Raw genomic sequence first — 17,575 nt, forward strand, 5'->3', positions numbered from 1 at the left:
GGTCAGGATGGTGGCTCGCCGAAGGAACCGGGCAGCTTGCCGTGGCCTCGCATCTGGTCCATGACCCGGCCGGCGTCGTGGCCGAGGGCCAGCAGCTCCTGGTCGCGGCGATACTGGTCCGAGCGTTTGTACTCCTCGACGGCGGCCAGCTCCTGCGCGGACGGCTCCCACGGCTGCGCCGGGACCGATCCGTGCCAATAGGCGGCGATCTCGCTGGTCTGCCGCACGATCACATCGGGCGCCGGCTCACCCGGAGACGGCCAGAAAAGGAGCTGGTAGCGGTCCGGTCGATCATCGAACAGATCGGCGGGGTCGTCGTCCGGGTCGTGACCGCCCCACGGGTCGTTGCCTTCGTCCATGGCGGTTGCGCAATAGCGCACGCGGTAGGTGGTCGCGGGGCCGTCGCCGGGGAAACGGAACAGTGTGGCGACTGCGGCGTCGGCCCACGGGACCAGGTCGACCGTCTCGGTCGTCGGCCGGAACGACACCTCGACGACCTCCTGCCACTCGGGGCCGGCGGGTGGCGGCTCGGCGTCGTGCAACTCGACCGTGAACCGGACGTCGCCGTCGCGGGTGCCCGTGACCAGGAACAGCGCGCCCGGAAAAGCCGCGCCGCAGAGGCCGTTCGCCTGTCCGGCGAACGCCACGTCCATGGCCGAAACGGGCGGGCCCTGCACGTAGGCCTGGCCGTACGCGATGAAGACCGGGCCGTCGTAGAGAGTCCGCACCAAGGCGATCCTGCCATCGGACGCGCCCGTGAGCGGGCGGAACGAGCATTGACGAGCCAATCGGTAAGTTGTAACTTACCGTTCGTGGAGACTTACCGAGGGCCGGACGGGTGGGAGATCCTCGGGGATCCGAGCCGGCGCGCGATCGTCGAATGCCTGGCCCGGCGCCCGCGGGCCGTGGGTGAGCTGGCCGAGGAGTTGCCGATCAGCCGGCCCGCGGTGTCGCAGCACCTGCGCGTGCTCAAGGACGCCGGCCTGGTCGACGACGAGGCGGCGGGCACCCGGCGGGTCTACCGGCTCAACCCGGCCGGCGTCTCCGCGCTCCGCGACCAGCTCGACATGTTCTGGCAGCGGACCCTGCGTGGTTTCGAGGAAATAGTCGAGAACGAGGAGCAAGCATGAGTGAGGTTGTACTGCGGCAGGTTGTCGTGACAGCACCCATCGACAAGGCCTTCGAGATCTTCACGGCGCGGTTCGGAGACATCAAGCCCCGGGAGCACAATCTGCTGCAGGCGCCGATCACCGAGACCGTCTTCGAACCCCGGGTCGGGGGCCACATCTTCGACCGGGCCGAAGACGGGACGGAGTGCCGCTGGGCCCGGATCCTGGCTTTCGACCCGCCGGACCGGGTCGTCTTCAGCTGGGACATCAGCCCGCAGTGGCAGCTCGAGACCGATCCCGAGCTCACCAGCGAGGTCGAGGTCCGGTTCATCGCCGAGACTCCGGAGCGCACCCGGGTCGAGCTCGAGCACCGCCACCTCGACCGGCACGGTCCGGGCTGGGAGTCCGAGCGCGACGGCCTGGCGGGCGACGCCGGCTGGCCGTTGTACCTGCAGCGCTACGCTGCGCTGATCGACTGAGGGACCGCCCCGGAAAGGGGCGGCCCACCAATCAGCCGTTCTTCTGCAGGTACTGGTTGATCTGCGACAGGTTGTAGCGGGAACTGTCCTCGGCCCGCTCCTCCCACGCGAACACGCAGACGGTGGCGATGCCGTCGAAGCCGACCTCGTGCAGCGTGGCGAAGAACAGGTCCCAGTCCACCTCGCCCTGGCCGATGTCCAGGTGCTGGTGGATGCGGGCGGTCGAGCCGGGCGGATTGACGATGTAGCGCAGCCCGGACGATCCGCGGAAGTCGAACGAGTCGGCGATGTGCACCTGGGTGAGCAGCGGACCGGCGTACCGGATGATCTCGGCCAGATTGCCGCCCTGGTGGAACGTGTGCGGGCAGCAGTACAGGAAGCTGACCAGCTCGCTGTTGATGCCGCGGATCAGGTTGACCGCCTCGATCCCGTCCTCGACGAAGTCGTCGGGGTGCGGTTCGAGCACCAGGCGCACGCCCTCCCGCTCGAAGATCGGGAGCAACTCCTCCATCGAGCGCCAGAACTGCGATTCGGAGCGAGCAGCGTCGGACGGGCGCCCGTTGAACTCGGAGTTCATCACGTCCACACCGAGGTCGACGGTGATTTCGATGGCCCGCTTCCAATACCGTACGGCCGCCTGCCTCTCGTCCTCGTCCGGCCCGGACCAGCGGTAGAGCGGCAGCACCGACGACACCGACACCTCGGCGTCGGCCAGCGCCTTGCGGAACGCCGCCACGCCCGCTTTGTCCACGCGGGGATGGAGGAAGAACGGCAGGAAGTCGTCCCGCGGCGACATCTCGATGTGGTGGTAGCCCAGATCGGCCACCGCCCGCGGCAGGTCGAGCAGCGGCACCCGCCGCATCATGTAGGGATCCAGCGCGATCTTCACGCGGCGACCTCCGCCCGGTACAGAGCGGGCTGCGACGCCAGCACGACCGGAACCCGCTCACCGCCGCGCAGGGCAGCCACCCCGGCGTCCGACACCACCGCCGCCGCGTAGCCGTCCCACGCGCTCGGCCCGACCGGCTGACCACCACCGGCGAGGGAGTCGATCCATTCCTGGAACTCCACGTCGTACGCCCGCAGGAAACGCTCCCGCCAGTCGGCCGGCACCGGGTCCGAGGCGGCACCGGCCACCCGGACCTGCACGGGGCTGAGCGACCCGAGGGCCGCCGTCCCGTTCTCGCCGACGATCTCACCGCGGATGTCGTAGCCGTACCGGATGTTGACCGACGTCTCGACGTCGACCAGCACACCGCTCTCCAGCTCGAAGATCAGCAGCAGCGGGTCCTGCAGGTCGCCGCCGTTCCCGCTGCGGCGCGGCGTGAGCACCCGTACGGCGGTGATCTCCTCCCCGAACATCCAGCGCACCATGTCGATCTCGTGCACCGCGGTGTCGGTGATCGCCATTTCGCGCGAGTAGAAGCCGGGCACGCTCGCGTTGCGGTGCGCGCAGTGCATCATCAGGGGCGCGCCGAGGTCACCGCGGTCGAGCACCGCCTTCAAAGCGCGGTACGAGGCGTCATACCGGCGCATGTATCCGACCTGCACGAGCCGGCTACCAAAGGCAGCCTCCGCCTCGACGATCCGGAGACAAGCCGCAGCCGTGGTGGCGAGCGGCTTCTCGCAGAACACCGGTTTCCCCGCCGCGATCGCCGCCAGCACGTACTCCTCGTGGGTCGGCCCCCACGAACAGACGACCACGGCGTCGACGTCATCCGAGACGATCAACGAGGCCCCATCGGGGAAAGAGGCGGCCCCGATCGACGCCGCCACCGAGGCAGCCACAGCCGCGTCCACATCGGTCACCGCGGTGACCCGAACCCCGGCCAGCACCGACGTCATCCGCCGGATGTGGTCCTGCCCGATCATCCCGGTGCCGATCACTCCGACACGAAGCATGCCTGTCACCGCTTCAACTCGTGCGACAGCTCGGCCAGTTCGTCGCCGCCGGCCATCTGGGTGGTGAGCTCGTCGAGCCCGACGTCCTTGCGGTTCTTGTCGAGCGCCGTCGTGCCCAGTTTCAGGATCACGAAGTGGTCACCCACCATGTAGGCGTGGTGCGGGTTGTGCGTGATGAAGACGACGCCCAGCCCGGCATCACGGGCCGCGGCGACGTACTTGAGCACGACGCCCGACTGCTTGACCCCGAGCGCCGCCGTCGGCTCGTCCAGGATCAGCACGCGGGCGCCGAAATAGACCGCCCGCGCGATCGCAACGCACTGGCGCTGACCGCCGGAGAGCGTACCGATGGGCTGGTTGATGTCCTTGACGACGATGCCCATCTTGCGCAATTCGGCGTCGGCGATCTCGCGCATCTGCCGCACTTTGAGCCCGGCCAGCGGATAGCGCCCGGCGGTCATCTCGGAGCCGAGGAAGAAGTTGCGCCAGACCTCCATCAGCGACACCACCGCGAGGTCCTGATAGACGGTGGCGATGCCGTGGGCGAGCGCCTCGCGCGGCGACGAGAAGGTGACCTCCTTGCCGTCGACGCGCAGGCTGCCGTCGTTGTGCGGGTGCAGGCCCGACATGATTTTGATCAGGGTGGACTTGCCGGCGCCGTTGTCGCCGAGCACGCAGGTCACCTCGCCCGCGTTGACCCGCAGGTTGATGCCGCGCAGGGCCCGGATGGCGCCGTACGACTTGCCGACGTCCTCCATCTCGATCAGCGGCTCGCCTTTGTTCAGGCTCTGGTCGGCGTGTGAGGCCAGGGTGTCGGTCATGCGTCAGCCCACCTTCCGGGCGGTGGCCATGCGTTTCACGTACAGGTTGACCAGCACGGCGAGCAGCAGCATGACGCCGAGGAAGGCCTTGAACCAGTTCGGGTCCCAGCCCGCATAGATGATGCCGAGGCTGGTCATGCCGAAGATGAAGGCGCCGATGGCCACGCCGATCGCGTTGCCGAAGCCCCCGGTGAGCAGCGTGCCGCCCACCACCGCAGCGATGATGTAGAGGAACTCGTTGCCGACGCCGCCACCCGCCTGGAGCGTGTTGAAGCGGAACAGCTGGTGCATGCCGACGAACCAGCCCAGGAACGACACCACCATGAAAAGCCCGATTTTCGTACGGACCACAGGCACACCAACCGCACGGGCGCTGTCCGGGTTGCCACCCACCGCGAAGATCCAGTTGCCGACCCGGGTGCGCTGCAGGGTCCACGCGGCGATGCCGACGAACAGGATCCACCAGAGCACCGAGGTCCACACGGTGACCGACCCGATCTTGAAGCTGGACGAGAACACCTTGCCGAGCGAGTCGAAGCCCGCGATCTTGCTGACGTCCAGGGTCGACACGGTCTTGGTGACCAGCTTGGTGACGCCGAGGTTGGCTCCCTGCAGCACGAAGAACGTGCCCAGGGTGATCAGGAAGCTGGGGATCCCGGTCCGCATCACCAGATAGCCGTTGAGGAAGCCGATCAGCAGACAGAAGACCAGCGACAGGATCGCGCCGACCCACAGGTTGATGCCGAAGTACCAGCAGAACATGGAGGCGAACAGGCCCGCCGTGTAGACGATGACGCCGGCCGACAGGTCGAACTCGCCGCCGATCATGAGCAGGCCGACGCCGACCGCCACGATGCCGATCACCGACGACTGGTAGAGCACGGTGAAGAACGACTCGGCGGACCGGAACGACGGCGCCAGGATCAGGAAGAAGATGAAGATGATGATCGCGGCGACCAGGGCCCCGACCTCGGGCCGGGCCAGGATGCGGTTGGACAGCCCCAGCCGTACGCGATTGGAGGGTTCGGACGGCGCCGGCGCGGGCGCCGCCTCGACAGTCTGACTCATGACCTCACCCCGGCTTACCGCGTGTTGTTCTTGGTGAACGGAATGATCTTGTCGATGTTGCTGCTGTCCACGAAGGACGGACCGGTCAGCACGGCCTTGCCGCCACCGATGTCGTTGCCGTTCTTGAGGTTCAGGTAGAGCGACGTGACGGCCATGTAGCCCTGCACGTACGGCTGCTGGTCGATCGAGAACAGGATGTTGCCGTTCTTGATCTCGGTGGCGGCCTGCTCGTTGAGGTCGAAGGTGACCAGCTTGGCCTGGCTGGAGGCCTGGTCCTTGGCCTTGATCGCGTCCAGCGCCTGCGGGGCGCCGAGCGTCACGATGGCGTCGATCGACTTGTCCTGGGTCAGCTTGGTCTGCAGGGTCGTCGTCACGGCCGCGTCATCGGCGCCGTTGACCTGGATGTTCTCGGTGCCGGGGACGGACGACTTGACGCCCGCGCAGCGCGCCTCGAGGGCGACCGAGCCGGTCTGCTGGATCACGCAGAGCGGATGCTTGATGCCCTGGTCGGCCAGCCGCTTGCCGGCCGTCGTGCCGGCCAGCGTCTCGTCCGAGCCGAAGTACATCAGCGCGCCGAGCTTCTGGTAGTCGTTGATGCCCGAGTTGAAGCCGACCACCGGGATGCCCGCGTCGGTCGCCGCCTTGACCGAGCCGGCGAGGGCGTCCGGGGTGACCAGCGTGGTGGCGATGCCGTTGACCTTGGAGTCGACCGCGTTCTGGATCAGCACCGCCTGCTTGGGCGCCTCGGGGTCGTTGGAGTACTTCAGCGTGACGCCGGTGTCCTTGGCGGCCTGCTGCGCACCGTTCTTGACCTTGTCCCAGAACGTGTCGCCGGGCGTCTCGTGCGTGATGAAGGCGATCGTGTAACCGGAGCTGCCGGCCGCGTTGCCGCCGCCGGAGGTGCCGGTGTCGTCGGTCTTCTCCCGGCCGCCGCTGCTGCACGCGGTGGCCGCGAGAACCACGGCCGCGCCGGCCGCCAGGATGCGGAAGGTGCGATTCCTCATATCGACTCTCCTGTACTGGGACGGGGTTGGGGTGCGGCGGGCCGGGAGTGGAGGCCCACCGAGTTCAGGTAGGTGCGGGTGCGCTGCGCGATCGGCAGCGGCACGTCGAACTCGACCGGGTACATGTCCTGCTCGACGACGACGAACAGTTCCGCGTCGAGTTCGCTCAGCGCGTCGAGGACGGCCGGGATGTCCGGCTCGCCGGCCGGCGGCTCGACGCTCGCGCCCTGGGCCACCGCCTTGCCGAAGGCCAGATCCTCCTTGACCGCGCGCTCGGCCAGGGCCGGGTCCATCTGCTTGATGTGCACGTAGCCGACCCGCTCCGGATACTTGCGGATCAGGCCGGGAACATCCGCTTTCCGGTACGCCAGATGCCCGGTGTCCAGGCACAGGGAGACGTACCGGGGATCGGTGTCGGCCAGGAAGCGCTCGGTCTGACTCTGGGTCTCGACCTGGTAGTCGGCGTGCGGGTGGAACCGCATGTGCACGCCGTACTCCTCGAGCAGCACCTGGCCCATCGTGTTGCTGTTACGGCAGAGCGCCCGCCAGGCGTCGGCGTCGAGCTCGGCCGGCTCGAGGTAGGCGTTGGTGATGTCGTCGCGGTAGCCCGGCACCGGCACGAAGACGACATTTTGCCCGCCTACCGCCGATGTCAGCGCGGCGACGTCCCGGGCCGCGGCCAGCACGGAGTCGAAGTCCTTGTGCGGTCCCCCGGCCCCGGCCACGGTGCCACCGGCGACGGACAGTCCCCGCGTCGCCAGTTCGTCCGCGAGCTGGGCCGGATCGGTCGGCAGGTAGCCGTACGGGCCGAGCTCGAGCCACGCGTAGCCGGACGCGACCATCTCGTCGAGGAACCGCGCCCACGGCGTCTGCCGCGGGTCGTTCGCGAACCACACCCCCCACGAGTCGGGGCAGCTACCGAGTTGCAGATGACGAATCTCCATCGAACGAGCTCCTGATCAGCTGGCGGTGGGAAAGTGCAGGGACGCGTCGTGCGCGTGCGAGACGTGCGGCCAGCGCGAGGTCACGACCTTGCCGCGGGTGTAGAACGAGACGCCCTCGGGACCGTGGACGTGCTTGTCGCCGAAGAGGGAGTCCTTCCAGCCGCCGAAGCTGTAGTAGGCCATCGGCACCGGGATGGGCACGTTGATGCCGATCATGCCGACCCGCACCCCGCGCTGGAACCGCCGTGCCGCCTCGCCGCTCGAGGTGAAGATCGCGGTGCCGTTCCCGTACGGATTCGCGTTGATCAGTTCGATCGCCGCGTCCACGGTGTCCGTGCGCACGACCGACAGCACCGGTCCGAAGATCTCCTCGCGGTACACCTCCATCGACGGCTCGACCTGGTCGATCACGGTCGGCCCGACGAAGAAGCCCTTCTCGAACCCGGGCACCCGCAGCCCGCGCCCGTCCACCGTGACCTTGGCCCCCTCACGCTCGCCACTCGCGATGAGCCCCTCGATGCGCTGCTTGGCCGCGGCCGTCACGACCGGTCCCATCTCGCTCCTCGGATCACGGCCGTTGCCCACCACGACCTCGCCCGCCTTGCGGTTGACCAGGTCGACCAGCGTGTCGCCGGCCGCGCCGACGGCCACCGCGGCCGAGATCGCCATGCACCGCTCGCCGGCCGAGCCGAACGCGGCCGCGGTCAGGTGACCGGCGGCGAACTCGAGGTCGGCGTCGGGCAGGATGATCGCGTGGTTCTTGGCCCCGCCCAGGGCCTGCACCCGCTTGCCGGTCAGCGACGCCTTCTCGAAGATGTAGCGCGCGATCGGGGTGGACCCGACGAACGACACCGCGGCCACGTCGGGATGCAGCAGCAGGGCGTCGACCGCCTGCTTGTCGCCGTGCACCACGTTGAACACGCCGTCCGGCAGCCCGGCCTCGTGCCACAGCCCGGCCACGTAGTTCGAGGCCGACGGGTCACGCTCGCTCGGCTTGAGCACGAAGGTGTTGCCGCAGGCGATGGCGACCGGGTGCATCCACATCGGCACCATGGCCGGGAAGTTGAACGGCGTGATCCCGGCGCACACCCCGAGCGGCTCGCGGAAGCTGAACACGTCCACGCCGGTCGACGCCTGGTCGGAGTACTCGCCCTTGAGCAGCTGGGGCAGCCCGCACGCGAACTCGATCACCTCGAGGCCGCGCTGCACCTCGCCGGCCGCGTCCGAGAGCACCTTGCCGTGCTCGTCCGAGACGATCTCGGCCAGCTCCTTGGTCCGGGCGTTGACGAGCTCCCGGAAGTTGAACAGGACCTTGGTGCGCTTGCTGAGCGAAGCCTGGCTCCAGCTCTCGAACGCCGTGCGGGCGGCGCGCACCGCGTCGTCCACGTCGGCGTCGGTGGCCAGGACGACGTCGTGCTGCCGCTGACCGGTGGCCGGGTTGAAGACCGGTCCGGTCCGGCTCGACCGGCCGGCGGTGAACTCCCCGCCGATCCAGTGCTCGATGGTTGCCATGACAGTCCTTAGAGATAGAGCCGCTGGGAGCGTTTGGCGGCTTCGTAGGCGGTGCGGGCCTCCTGCGTCGACGCAAGGGCGGACACCGAGGGAACCGGCACGTCCCACCAGGATTCGGAGGACGGCACCGGGGCGAGCGGGTCGGTCTCGATGTGCACGACGGTGAGCCGGTCGGCCTCCCGCGCGCGTTTGAGACCGTCGGCCAGGTCGGCGATCGTGCGGCAGCGGATCACCGCGGCGCCCAGGCTCTCGGCGTTGGCGGCCAGGTCGACCGGCAGGTGGCCGCCGTCGTAGTCGCCGCTGTCGCCGCGGTAGCGGTAGCTGGTGCCGAACCGCTGCGAGCCGAGTGATTCCGAGAGCGCGCCGATCGACGCGAACCCGTGGTTCTGGATCAGGACGATGACGAGCTTGATGCCGTCGGCCACGGCGGTGACGATCTCCTGGGCCATCATCAGGTAGGAGCCGTCGCCGACCATCGCGAACACCTCGCGGCTGGGGTCGGCCAGCTTGATGCCGAGCGCGCCGGCGATCTCGAAGCCCATGCACGAGTAGCCGTACTCGACGTGGTACTGCTTCGGGTCCCGGGCCCGCCACAGCATCTGCAGGTCACCGGGCAGGCTGCCGGCCGCCTGCACCACAACGTCGCGGGCGCCGCAGGCCTCGTTGACCGCGCCGATCACCTCGGTCTGGGCCGGCAACGGACCGTGGCCGAGGTGGTAGGCGTGGTCGACGGTGGCCTGCCACGACACGACGTCAGCCTCGTAGTCGGCCGGGAACGAGGCGCCGTCGAGGGCGGCCAGCAGCGCCGACAGTCCGGCCCGGGCATCGGCCACGATCGGGAACGCCGACTCCTTGGCCGCGTCGAACCCGGCCACGTTGATGTTCACGAACTGCACGTCCGGGTTCTGGAACGCCGTACGGGAAGCGGTGGTGAAGTCGCTGTACCGCGTGCCCACACCGATGATCACGTCGGCGTCGCGGGCCAGCCGGTTGGCGACCGGGGTGCCGGTCGAGCCGACGCCGCCCACCGAGTTGGGGTGGTCCCAGCTCAGTGCGCCCTTGCCGGCCTGGGTGTCGGCCACCGGGATGCCGGTCTCGCGGGCGAACTGGTCGAGCTCGCCCGACGCCTCGGAGTAGATGACGCCGCCACCCGCGATGATCAGCGGGCGCCGGGCGTGCCGCACCACGTCGGCCGCGCGCGACACGAAGGACGCCTCGGCCGGCGGGCGCGCGATGTGCCAGACCCGCTTGGCGAACAGCTCGTCGGGGAAGTCGTACGCCTCGGCCTGCAGGTCCTGCGGCAGGCAGACGGTGACCGCACCCGTGTCGGCCGGGTCGGTCAGCACCCGCATCGCGCCGAGCAGGGCCGACGGCAGCTGCTCGGGCCGCCACACCCGGTCGAAGAAGCGGGACAGCGGGCGGAAGGCATCGTTGACCGAGACGTCATAGCCGCCCGGGTCCTCGAGTTCCTGCAGCACCGGCGATGCGGCCCGGGTGGCGAACACGTCGGACGGCAGCAGCAGCACCGGCAGCCGGTTGACCGTGGCCAGCGCGGCGCCGGTCAGCATGTTGGTCGAACCCGGGCCGATCGAGGCCGTGCACGCGTACGCCTGCAGGCGGTTGCTCATCCGCGCGAAGCCGGCCGCCGCGTGCACCATCGCCTGCTCGTTGCGGGCCAGGCGGTACGGCAGATCCGCCTCCCCGGTGCGTTGCGCCTGCAACAGGGCCTGCCCGAGCCCGGCCACGTTGCCGTGCCCGAAGATCCCGAAACAGCCGGCGACGGCGCGACGCTCGACGCCGTCCCGCTCGGTCCACTGGTTGGCCAGGAACCGGACCACGGCCTGCCCCACGGTGAGCTTCACGAACGCGTCCTCTCTCGGCTGGACGTCATCGGCAGCCGGGTATCGACTGGTACTCCGTCCCATTTGGTACGCACCCACGAATGCGCCGGGTCGTCGCGGATGAGCCACTCGCGCGCGCCCGGACCGGCCATCACGTTGAGGTAGTAGAGGTCGTAACCGGGTGCCGCCATCGAGGGCCCGTGCCACCCGTACGGGATCAGCACCACGTCGCCGCTGCGCACCTCGGCGCACACCTCGATCGGCCGGTCCGGATGCCCGTACACCCGCTGATAGGCGCTGCCCGGGGTGCCCGACGGCGAGGGCGCGACCTCGAAGTAGTAGATCTCCTCGAGCGCCGACTCGTCCGGTCCCGGCTCGTCGTGCTTGTGCGGCGGGTAGGACGACCAGTTGCCGCCCGGGGTCAGCACCTCGCAGGCGATCAGCCGGTCGGCCTCGAACCGGCCCGGCGTGCAGAAATTGTTGACCTGACGACTGGCCTGTCCGGCCCCGCGCAATTCGACGGCGACGTCGTCGGCCGACCCGTACCGGAACGGAAGCCTCTTCGTGGCTCGGGCCGAGGGCAGCGCGAACCGGCCGCCGTTGGGTGCGCGCACGGTGACCGTGGAATCGCGGGGCACGTAGGCGAAATCGGTCACCCGCGAGAAGACCGAGCGCCGGCCGGTCAGCGTCATCCGCTCGTCGTCGCAGGTGACGTCACAGCCCCCGGAGAGCGGGAGCACCAGCATCTCGTCCTCGCCGGTCACGAACCGCGCGCGTGTGCCCACCTGCAGGTCGAGGATGCGCAACCCGCTGTAGCCCCAGCCGGCGTTCTCGGGCGTGACGATCACGTCGAACGGCTTCTCGGCCGTGCTGCCCCGCGGCATGACCGGATTGACCCGGGCCCTCATAGCAGGCTCACCGCCCGGTCGACCGCGTCACTGACGGTTCCCCGGGCCGGATAGAGCAGCGAGCGCCCGATCACCAGACCCTGCACGGTCGGCAGATCAAGAGCTTTCCGCCATTCCCCGTACGCCGCCTCGCCCTCCCCGCCGAGAATCAGCGCGGGCAGGGTCGTCGAGGCCATCACGCGTTCCATGTCGCGGACCACCGGCACCTTGAGCCAGGTGTAGGCCGACGTCGTGCCCAGACCGGCCGCCACCGACATCGCCCGGATCATCGCCTCGGTCGTCAGCTCGTTGCGGACCCGCCCGTCGACGCGGTGCGAGATGAACGGTTCGACCATGGCCATCCGGCGGCGCTCGGCCAGCTCGCTGACCGCCGCGCCGCACGCCTCCAGCGTCGCCACCGTGCCCGCGTCGGCCGGGTCGATGCGCAGCAGCATCTTGCCGCCCTCGAACCCGGCCGCGGTGATGCTGCGGGCGTCGTACGCGGTGAACCGGTCGTCGATCTCGAACGTGGTGCCGGCCAGCCCGCCGCGGTTCATCGAGCCGATCACGACCTTGTCGTCGAGCGCGCCCAGCAGCAGCAGGTCCTCGAGGATGTCGGGGGTGCCGAGCACGCCGTTGACGCCGGGCCGGGCCAGCGCGGTCCGGATCCGGTCGAGCAGGTCGACCCGGTTGGCCATCGCCAGGGGGTCGTCGCCGGCCCGCAGCGCGCCCCGGGCCGGATGATCGGCCGCGATGATCATCAGCTTGTCGTGCGGCCCGAACAACGAGGCCGGTTTGCGCCGGGCGGTGGCGGCGGCCGCGATCGCCGCGGGCCGGCGGGTCCGGATGTCGAGGAGGTCGTCCAGGTCAGGCATCGGTGGCCCCCTCGATCAGCGTGCGGACCTCGTCCTCGGTCGGCATGGCGTCGGCGCAGGACAGTCGCGAGGCGACGATGGCTCCGGCGGCGTTGGCGAAGCGCATCGTCGTCTCGAGCTCCCATCCGGCGAGCAGGGCGTGGCAGAGCGCGCCGCCGAACGCGTCCCCCGCGCCCAGCCCGTTCACGACGTCGACGGGGACCGGGGGTACCTCGGTCGTTACCTTCTTGCCGCTGGCCAGGACGCCTTTCGGGCCCTGCTTGACCACGGCCAGGTCGACGCCGGCGTCGTGCAATTTCTCCGCGGCCGCGGCCGGGTTTCGTTCCGCGACGGCGGTGTCCGTTTCGTCGAGGTTGCCGACGGCCACGGTTGCGTAGGGCAATGCTTGGGCGTACCAGTGGCGGGCCTCCTCCCTCGAGTCCCAGAACATCGGGCGGTAGTCGAGGTCGAAAACGGTTGTGCCTGCTTTATCGCGATGTTTGAGGGCGGTCAGGGTGGCCGTACGGGAAGGCTCCTGGGAAAGTCCCGTGCCGGTGATCCAGAAGATGTCGGCCGCGCGGATCGCGTCGTAGTCCAGTTCGGACGGATGGATCTCGAGGTCGGGGGCCTTGGGGAAACGGTAGAAGTAGAGCGGGAAGTCGTCCGGCGGGAAGATCTCGCAGAACGTCACCGGCGTCGGCAGGCTCGGCACCGCCGTCACGAACCGGTCGTCCACGCCGAACCCTCTCAGCGCATCGTGCAGGAACTCGCCGAACGGGTCGTCGCCGGTCCGCGTGATCACCGCCGAGCGCCGCCCGTAGCGGGCCGCGGCGACGGCCACGTTGCTCGCGCTGCCACCGAGGAACTTCTCGAAGGTTCGCACTTCCCGCAACGACACCCCGGTCTGTTGCGGGTACAGGTCGACGCCTATGCGTCCCATCGTCAATACCTCGTCGGCGGGCATGCGCGAGCCTCCGGTTTCGCCATCCGGCAGTGGGCTGTGGCTTTTTCTCCAGGCGCGGCGGTTGCTTCTGGTAACCAGTCGGCAACCCTAGGTTTGCTGACTTCGATGTAATACTTTGGAGCCGCGCACGTCAATACTTTGTAACGACAAACTGCGTATGCTTGTCATGACAAACTGCCGGGAGCGAGGGGTCACGGTGCCTTCTGATCTGTCCACACCGCAGGATCGGGTTCGTCCGGTCGACGTGGACCGGAGCAGTCCGGTGCCGCTGTATTTCCAGGTCGCGACCCGTTTGCAAGAGCTGATCGAGAAGGGTGAGATCGGCGTCGGCGCCCGCATCGAGAACGAAGTGGATCTCGCCGAGCGCCTCGGCGTCTCCCGCCCGACCACGCGGCGGGCCATCCAATATCTGGTCGAGCGCGGCATGCTGGTCCGCAAACGCGGCGTCGGCACCCAGGTCGTGCACCCCAAGGTGCGCCGCCCGGTCGAGCTGTCCAGCCTCTACGACGACCTGATCGCGGGCGACCGCGCCCCGCGCACCGAGGTGCTGCACCTCGAGGTCATGCCGGCCACCGACACCGTCGCGTCCGCCCTCGAGATCGCCCCCGGCACGCTGGTCACCTGGATCGAACGTCTGCGCTACGCGGGCGCCGAGCCGCTGGCCCTGATGCACAACGCCATCCCGCTCGACGTCCTGCCCCTGACCCGCGACGACCTGGCCGCCCACGGGCTGTACGAGCTGCTGCGCCGCAACGGCCTGACCCCGCGGATCGCCACGCAGGTGATCGGGGCCCGCTCGGCCAGCGCCGCCGAGGCGAAAACCCTCGACGAGAAACGCGGCGCCTCACTGCTCACCATGACCCGCACGGCGTGGGACGCGGGTGGGCGGGCCCTCGAATACGGCAGCCATGTCTACCGGGCGAGCCGCTACAGCTTCGAGATCAACCTCAGCGCGGGCTGAAGCGGGCGTTTGCGGGCCTTAGTCGTCGGTTGGTTGCTCGCGCGGGCCGAACAGGGCATAGGCCAATGTCCCGGCGGCGGCGAGTCCGGTCATGGTCGCCAGGTGCTGAGCGATCAGATATTGGTGATCCCGGCCGTATGCACCCGCGACGACAAGCCCGGCGATCACCGAGGCGAGCACGCCCGAGCCGACCGCGACCGTCCACCAGCGCCGCCGCAGACGAACCAGCGTCACCAGGGCAACCGCGGCCGTGATCAGCAGCGCCAGCCACCCCGCACACCACAGGGCCGTCGCCCAGTTGTGCCCGGTCCGCTGATAACTCGACGCCACATTGCCCAGCCCGACGACGGAGGTCCGTCCGACGTTGCCGAGCTGCGGCCGGACAAGTCCGAAGACGCTGGTGCTGCCACTCGACAGCTCATCCAGAACGGCAGCCCCGGTCAGCGACACAGCCAGGGCCACGCCTACCGACACCAGCAGCCCGGGGTGGCGCACGAACCGCCGCACGGCTTGCCCGTTCCAGCCTTGCCGGCCGGGAACTCCGCCACGGGGCTGGAAGCGGTCGGGGAGATCGTCGCCGCGGGGCCGGGGGCGGTCGGGGAGATTGTCGCCGCGGGGCTGGGGGCGGGCTGGGCCGGACACGGCGAACCACAGCACCGGCAGGAGCGTGACCGCCAGCCAGACCAGGAAACTGCCCGGGCCCTCGGTGGCGGCATTGCGGTCGATCCACAGGACGCCGCTCCGGACCAGCCCTTCGTTACCGGCGGAGTACGGATCGCTGGACACGAGCAGGCCCCGGCCGACAACGAGGGCCAGGACCGCCGACATCCCGGCGACCCACCGCCACTCCCCCACCCGAGCCGCCGTGACGACACCGATGATCGCCACCACAGGCACGACGGCCAGCACGTTGATGCCGCTGAAGACCTGGACATCTTGCCCGACGATCACCATCTCGACCGCCTGCACCAGCGCGATCAACCCGACCGCCACCAGAAGCGTGACCAGCGTCGGATGCGCCACCACCGGCCGCGCCCGGCTCGGCTCCCCAGCTCCCGCCGACGACGACGGCGTCGACAGCTCGACATTTCCACCATGCGGGAGCGGAAGTTCGCTCGACGGCGGGGCTGAAGGAGCCGACGCGAGTTGAGCCCGGGGTGACTCTCGACGGGGCACGGCTCCCGATGTCCCCGCGGACCCCGGATCCACATCAGCCGCCTGCGCCTGGGCCGGGTCCTGGGCCTGAAGCGGCGGCGCCTCGGCATGGGCCTGGGTATGAGGTTGCTGCGCCTGGGCCTGGTCCTGGGTGGAGAGAGGGGTCGGCGGCGTGGTGTTCAGGGCTTCTGCGGCGGCGGCGCGGACGCGGGAACTGTCGTCCTCGGTGTGCAGGCGCAGCAGTTCGGAGGTCGCACGGTCGGCCATGCTCGGGTTCGGGCCGGTCCGCAAGGTGCGCAGCGCGGCCACCGCCTCCAGCCGCAGGATCACACGCTCGCCGGCCAGGTCGGCCCGCACCGCCTCGGGCAGGGTGGCCGGGCGGACGCTGCGGGCCACGGTCAGGCTGCCCTCCACGCCGAACGTCCACTTCATCGGGGTCTGGCCGGGGACCCGGTCGCGGACCCGGCGGTAGGTGTAGTCGTACAGTTCGTCGACCGAGATCTCGCCGTCGCCGTCCAGGTCGGCGGCGCCGGTGGACAGGCCGTCGACCAGGGCCGTGGTGAAGACCGACGTGCCCGCCTCGGCCCGGGTCAGCTCGCCGGACTCGAAGGCGTACTCGGTCGCGCTCGACGCGGTCAGCACGATCCGGCCGGTGCCCGTCGGGAACTCGTCGCCGATGTGGACGCTGCGGTCGGCCCGGGCCTCGACGCCGCGGTTGAAGGCGCCGCTGTAACAGCAGTCGAGCATCAGCACCACGCGCCGGGACTGGGTCTGCGACAGCTGGTCGTGGACGAACGCGGCCGCGACTCCGGTGGCGCTCAGCGATGTCAGGTCGGTGTCGCGGGCAGCCAGGTAGAGGCGGCCGTTCTGATCCTTCACACCGTGGCACGAGAAGTGCAGCAGCAACAGGTCGTCGCGGTCGCGGTCGGCGAAGAAGGCCGCCAGGCGCCGCCGGACCGTACGCTCGTCGGCGTCCATCAGCAGGTCGACGTCGAAACCGCCGATGGCCGGGTCGCCCAGGACCCGTGCGAGTGCGTCCGCGTCGCGGCTCGGGGCGCGCAGCGCGGCCAGGGCCTGATCCTCGTAGTCGGCGTTCGCGATCACCAGGGCTCGCCGCACGCCGGCCGCGAGCCGCCCGGGCTGGGCCAGCAGAGCAGTCACGATCGGCGTCACGTCAGCACCGGCGGCCACCTCCAGCTCGACCCCGCCCACCGTGACCAGCACCCGGCGCGGTCCGGCGAAGCGGTCCACCCAGCCCCGGATCGCCTCCACCACCCGCGCGACGGATTCCGCCGTCTGGACGACGGTGACGATCAGCGCGAACACCCCGAGCAGCTCGATCCCGCGGGTGCCGCCGGGCGCGTCCCCGGTCGCCGCCACATCGACCCGGGTCACCCCGGCGTCGACCAGCGCGGCGCGCAGCCGCACCGCCGGCACGTCGTCCGGGCCGGTGACGGGCTCGGTGGGACGGTCGGCCGACACGACGATGGAGAACTCGGCGACACGGGAGGCTGCCATGAGCACCTCACCTGCAGACGGAAGGGCGCGTCGGCCCGAGCGTAGGACCAACTACGCCGCTCCGTAACGCCGCCGCCGAATCCCGACAGGGCGCTACCGCTGGACGGGTGGCCAGGTCATGGGCGGAGCGGGCGAGACCGGAGCGGCGACCGTCAGCTCTTCGAACGAATGCGAAGCACCGATAGCGGGACAGGCTGGGGTGTCTTCCTCGTCGGACGAAGGGAACCGCGCCCGCACCTTGGTCGCGCACGCGGTCAGCGCGTCGTGCGGGCTCAGGTCGAGGCTGGCGATCGCCACCAGCGCCGTGAACGCCACATCGGCCAGTTCGGCCGCCACCTGCTCGCGGGTGTGGGTCACGCCCTTGCGCGGGTTCTGGCCCAGGCAACCGATCCACGCCTGGGCCGCCTCCCCCGCCTCCTCGCTGACCTTGAGGATGCGGCAGGTCACCTCGAGCGGCAGCGTCCCGTTCGCGAGATCGAGCCATTGTCGCGCCGCGTCGACCGCCGGCCAGATCGGATCGCCCTCACCCACGCCGCCACGATAATGGCTCGGCGGC

Annotated in this window: 17 protein-coding genes; 3 read left to right on the forward strand and 14 right to left on the reverse strand. The window is 69.8% G+C overall.

The window, feature by feature from the left end:
- Window positions 1-2: 2 nt before the first annotated feature.
- Window positions 3-728, reverse strand: a complete 726-nt coding sequence (locus KOI35_RS37885) for a hypothetical protein (RefSeq protein ID WP_215793739.1) — start codon at window positions 726-728, stop codon at window positions 3-5.
- Between the two features lie 84 nt (window positions 729-812).
- Here KOI35_RS37885 and KOI35_RS37890 point away from each other — a divergent pair, with 84 nt between their 5' ends.
- Together KOI35_RS37890 and KOI35_RS37895 are read left to right on the forward strand one after the other, a co-directional pair.
- Window positions 813-1,130 carry an ArsR/SmtB family transcription factor gene (locus tag KOI35_RS37890; protein WP_215793741.1) on the forward strand — a complete coding sequence of 106 codons (318 nt, stop codon included), beginning with the start codon at window positions 813-815 and terminating at the stop codon, window positions 1,128-1,130.
- Window positions 1,127-1,588 carry an SRPBCC family protein gene (locus KOI35_RS37895; protein ID WP_215793743.1) on the forward strand — a complete coding sequence of 154 codons (462 nt, stop codon included), beginning with the start codon at window positions 1,127-1,129 and terminating at the stop codon, window positions 1,586-1,588. Before KOI35_RS37890 ends, KOI35_RS37895 begins: the two co-directional genes overlap by 4 nt.
- A 31-nt stretch (window positions 1,589-1,619) precedes the next feature.
- Here the strand turns inward: KOI35_RS37895 and KOI35_RS37900 are convergent, their stop codons facing one another.
- The 11 genes from KOI35_RS37900 to iolC are packed head-to-tail and all read right to left on the reverse strand — an operon-like array spanning window position 1,620 to window position 13,361.
- Window positions 1,620-2,477: a sugar phosphate isomerase/epimerase family protein gene (locus KOI35_RS37900; RefSeq protein ID WP_215793745.1), complete on the reverse strand. Its 858-nt coding sequence runs from the start codon at window positions 2,475-2,477 to the stop codon at window positions 1,620-1,622.
- A complete protein-coding gene (locus tag KOI35_RS37905; protein WP_215793747.1) occupies window positions 2,474-3,490 on the reverse strand; it encodes a Gfo/Idh/MocA family protein in 1,017 nt (338 codons plus the stop codon). The genes KOI35_RS37900 and KOI35_RS37905 overlap by 4 nt, the downstream gene beginning before the upstream one ends.
- Window positions 3,491-3,495: 5 nt before the next feature.
- A complete protein-coding gene (locus KOI35_RS37910; protein WP_215793749.1) occupies window positions 3,496-4,311 on the reverse strand; it encodes an ATP-binding cassette domain-containing protein in 816 nt (271 codons plus the stop codon).
- Between the two features lie 3 nt (window positions 4,312-4,314).
- Window positions 4,315-5,379, reverse strand: a complete 1,065-nt coding sequence (locus KOI35_RS37915; RefSeq protein WP_215793751.1) for an ABC transporter permease — start codon at window positions 5,377-5,379, stop codon at window positions 4,315-4,317.
- A gap of 14 nt (window positions 5,380-5,393) precedes the next feature.
- Window positions 5,394-6,383: a substrate-binding domain-containing protein gene (locus tag KOI35_RS37920; protein ID WP_215793754.1), complete on the reverse strand. Its 990-nt coding sequence runs from the start codon at window positions 6,381-6,383 to the stop codon at window positions 5,394-5,396.
- Window positions 6,380-7,327 (reverse strand): TIM barrel protein, encoded by a 948-nt coding sequence (locus KOI35_RS37925; RefSeq protein WP_215793756.1) that lies wholly within the window; start codon window positions 7,325-7,327, stop codon window positions 6,380-6,382. The genes KOI35_RS37920 and KOI35_RS37925 overlap by 4 nt, the downstream gene beginning before the upstream one ends.
- Window positions 7,328-7,342: 15 nt before the next feature.
- Window positions 7,343-8,839 (reverse strand): CoA-acylating methylmalonate-semialdehyde dehydrogenase, encoded by a 1,497-nt coding sequence (locus KOI35_RS37930; protein WP_215793758.1) that lies wholly within the window; start codon window positions 8,837-8,839, stop codon window positions 7,343-7,345.
- A gap of 8 nt (window positions 8,840-8,847) precedes the next feature.
- On the reverse strand, window positions 8,848-10,701 hold the full coding sequence (gene iolD / locus KOI35_RS37935) for a 3D-(3,5/4)-trihydroxycyclohexane-1,2-dione acylhydrolase (decyclizing) (protein WP_215793782.1): 1,854 nt from the start codon (window positions 10,699-10,701) through the stop codon (window positions 8,848-8,850).
- A complete protein-coding gene (gene iolB, locus KOI35_RS37940; protein WP_215793785.1) occupies window positions 10,698-11,588 on the reverse strand; it encodes a 5-deoxy-glucuronate isomerase in 891 nt (296 codons plus the stop codon). The genes iolD and iolB overlap by 4 nt, the downstream gene beginning before the upstream one ends.
- Window positions 11,585-12,442: a Cgl0159 family (beta/alpha)8-fold protein gene (locus KOI35_RS37945; protein ID WP_215793787.1), complete on the reverse strand. Its 858-nt coding sequence runs from the start codon at window positions 12,440-12,442 to the stop codon at window positions 11,585-11,587. The genes iolB and KOI35_RS37945 overlap by 4 nt, the downstream gene beginning before the upstream one ends.
- Complete coding sequence (gene iolC / locus KOI35_RS37950; RefSeq protein ID WP_246614433.1) at window positions 12,435-13,361, reverse strand: 5-dehydro-2-deoxygluconokinase; 927 nt, start codon at window positions 13,359-13,361, stop codon at window positions 12,435-12,437. The genes KOI35_RS37945 and iolC overlap by 8 nt, the downstream gene beginning before the upstream one ends.
- A gap of 220 nt (window positions 13,362-13,581) precedes the next feature.
- On the opposite strand from iolC, the gene KOI35_RS37955 reads away from it, so the two are divergent.
- Window positions 13,582-14,346, forward strand: a complete 765-nt coding sequence (locus KOI35_RS37955; protein WP_308121333.1) for a GntR family transcriptional regulator — start codon at window positions 13,582-13,584, stop codon at window positions 14,344-14,346.
- Window positions 14,347-14,364: 18 nt separating this feature from the next.
- Here the strand turns inward: KOI35_RS37955 and KOI35_RS37960 are convergent, their stop codons facing one another.
- Together KOI35_RS37960 and KOI35_RS37965 are read right to left on the reverse strand one after the other, a co-directional pair.
- Complete coding sequence (locus tag KOI35_RS37960; RefSeq protein ID WP_215793793.1) at window positions 14,365-17,019, reverse strand: caspase family protein; 2,655 nt, start codon at window positions 17,017-17,019, stop codon at window positions 14,365-14,367.
- 93 nt (window positions 17,020-17,112) lie between these two features.
- Window positions 17,113-17,550 carry a MazG-like family protein gene (locus KOI35_RS37965; protein ID WP_246614434.1) on the reverse strand — a complete coding sequence of 146 codons (438 nt, stop codon included), beginning with the start codon at window positions 17,548-17,550 and terminating at the stop codon, window positions 17,113-17,115.
- Window positions 17,551-17,575: the final 25 nt, after the last annotated feature.

The organism is Paractinoplanes bogorensis (assembly GCF_018829635.1).
In the GTDB taxonomy this organism is placed as follows: domain Bacteria; phylum Actinomycetota; class Actinomycetes; order Mycobacteriales; family Micromonosporaceae; genus Actinoplanes; species Actinoplanes bogorensis.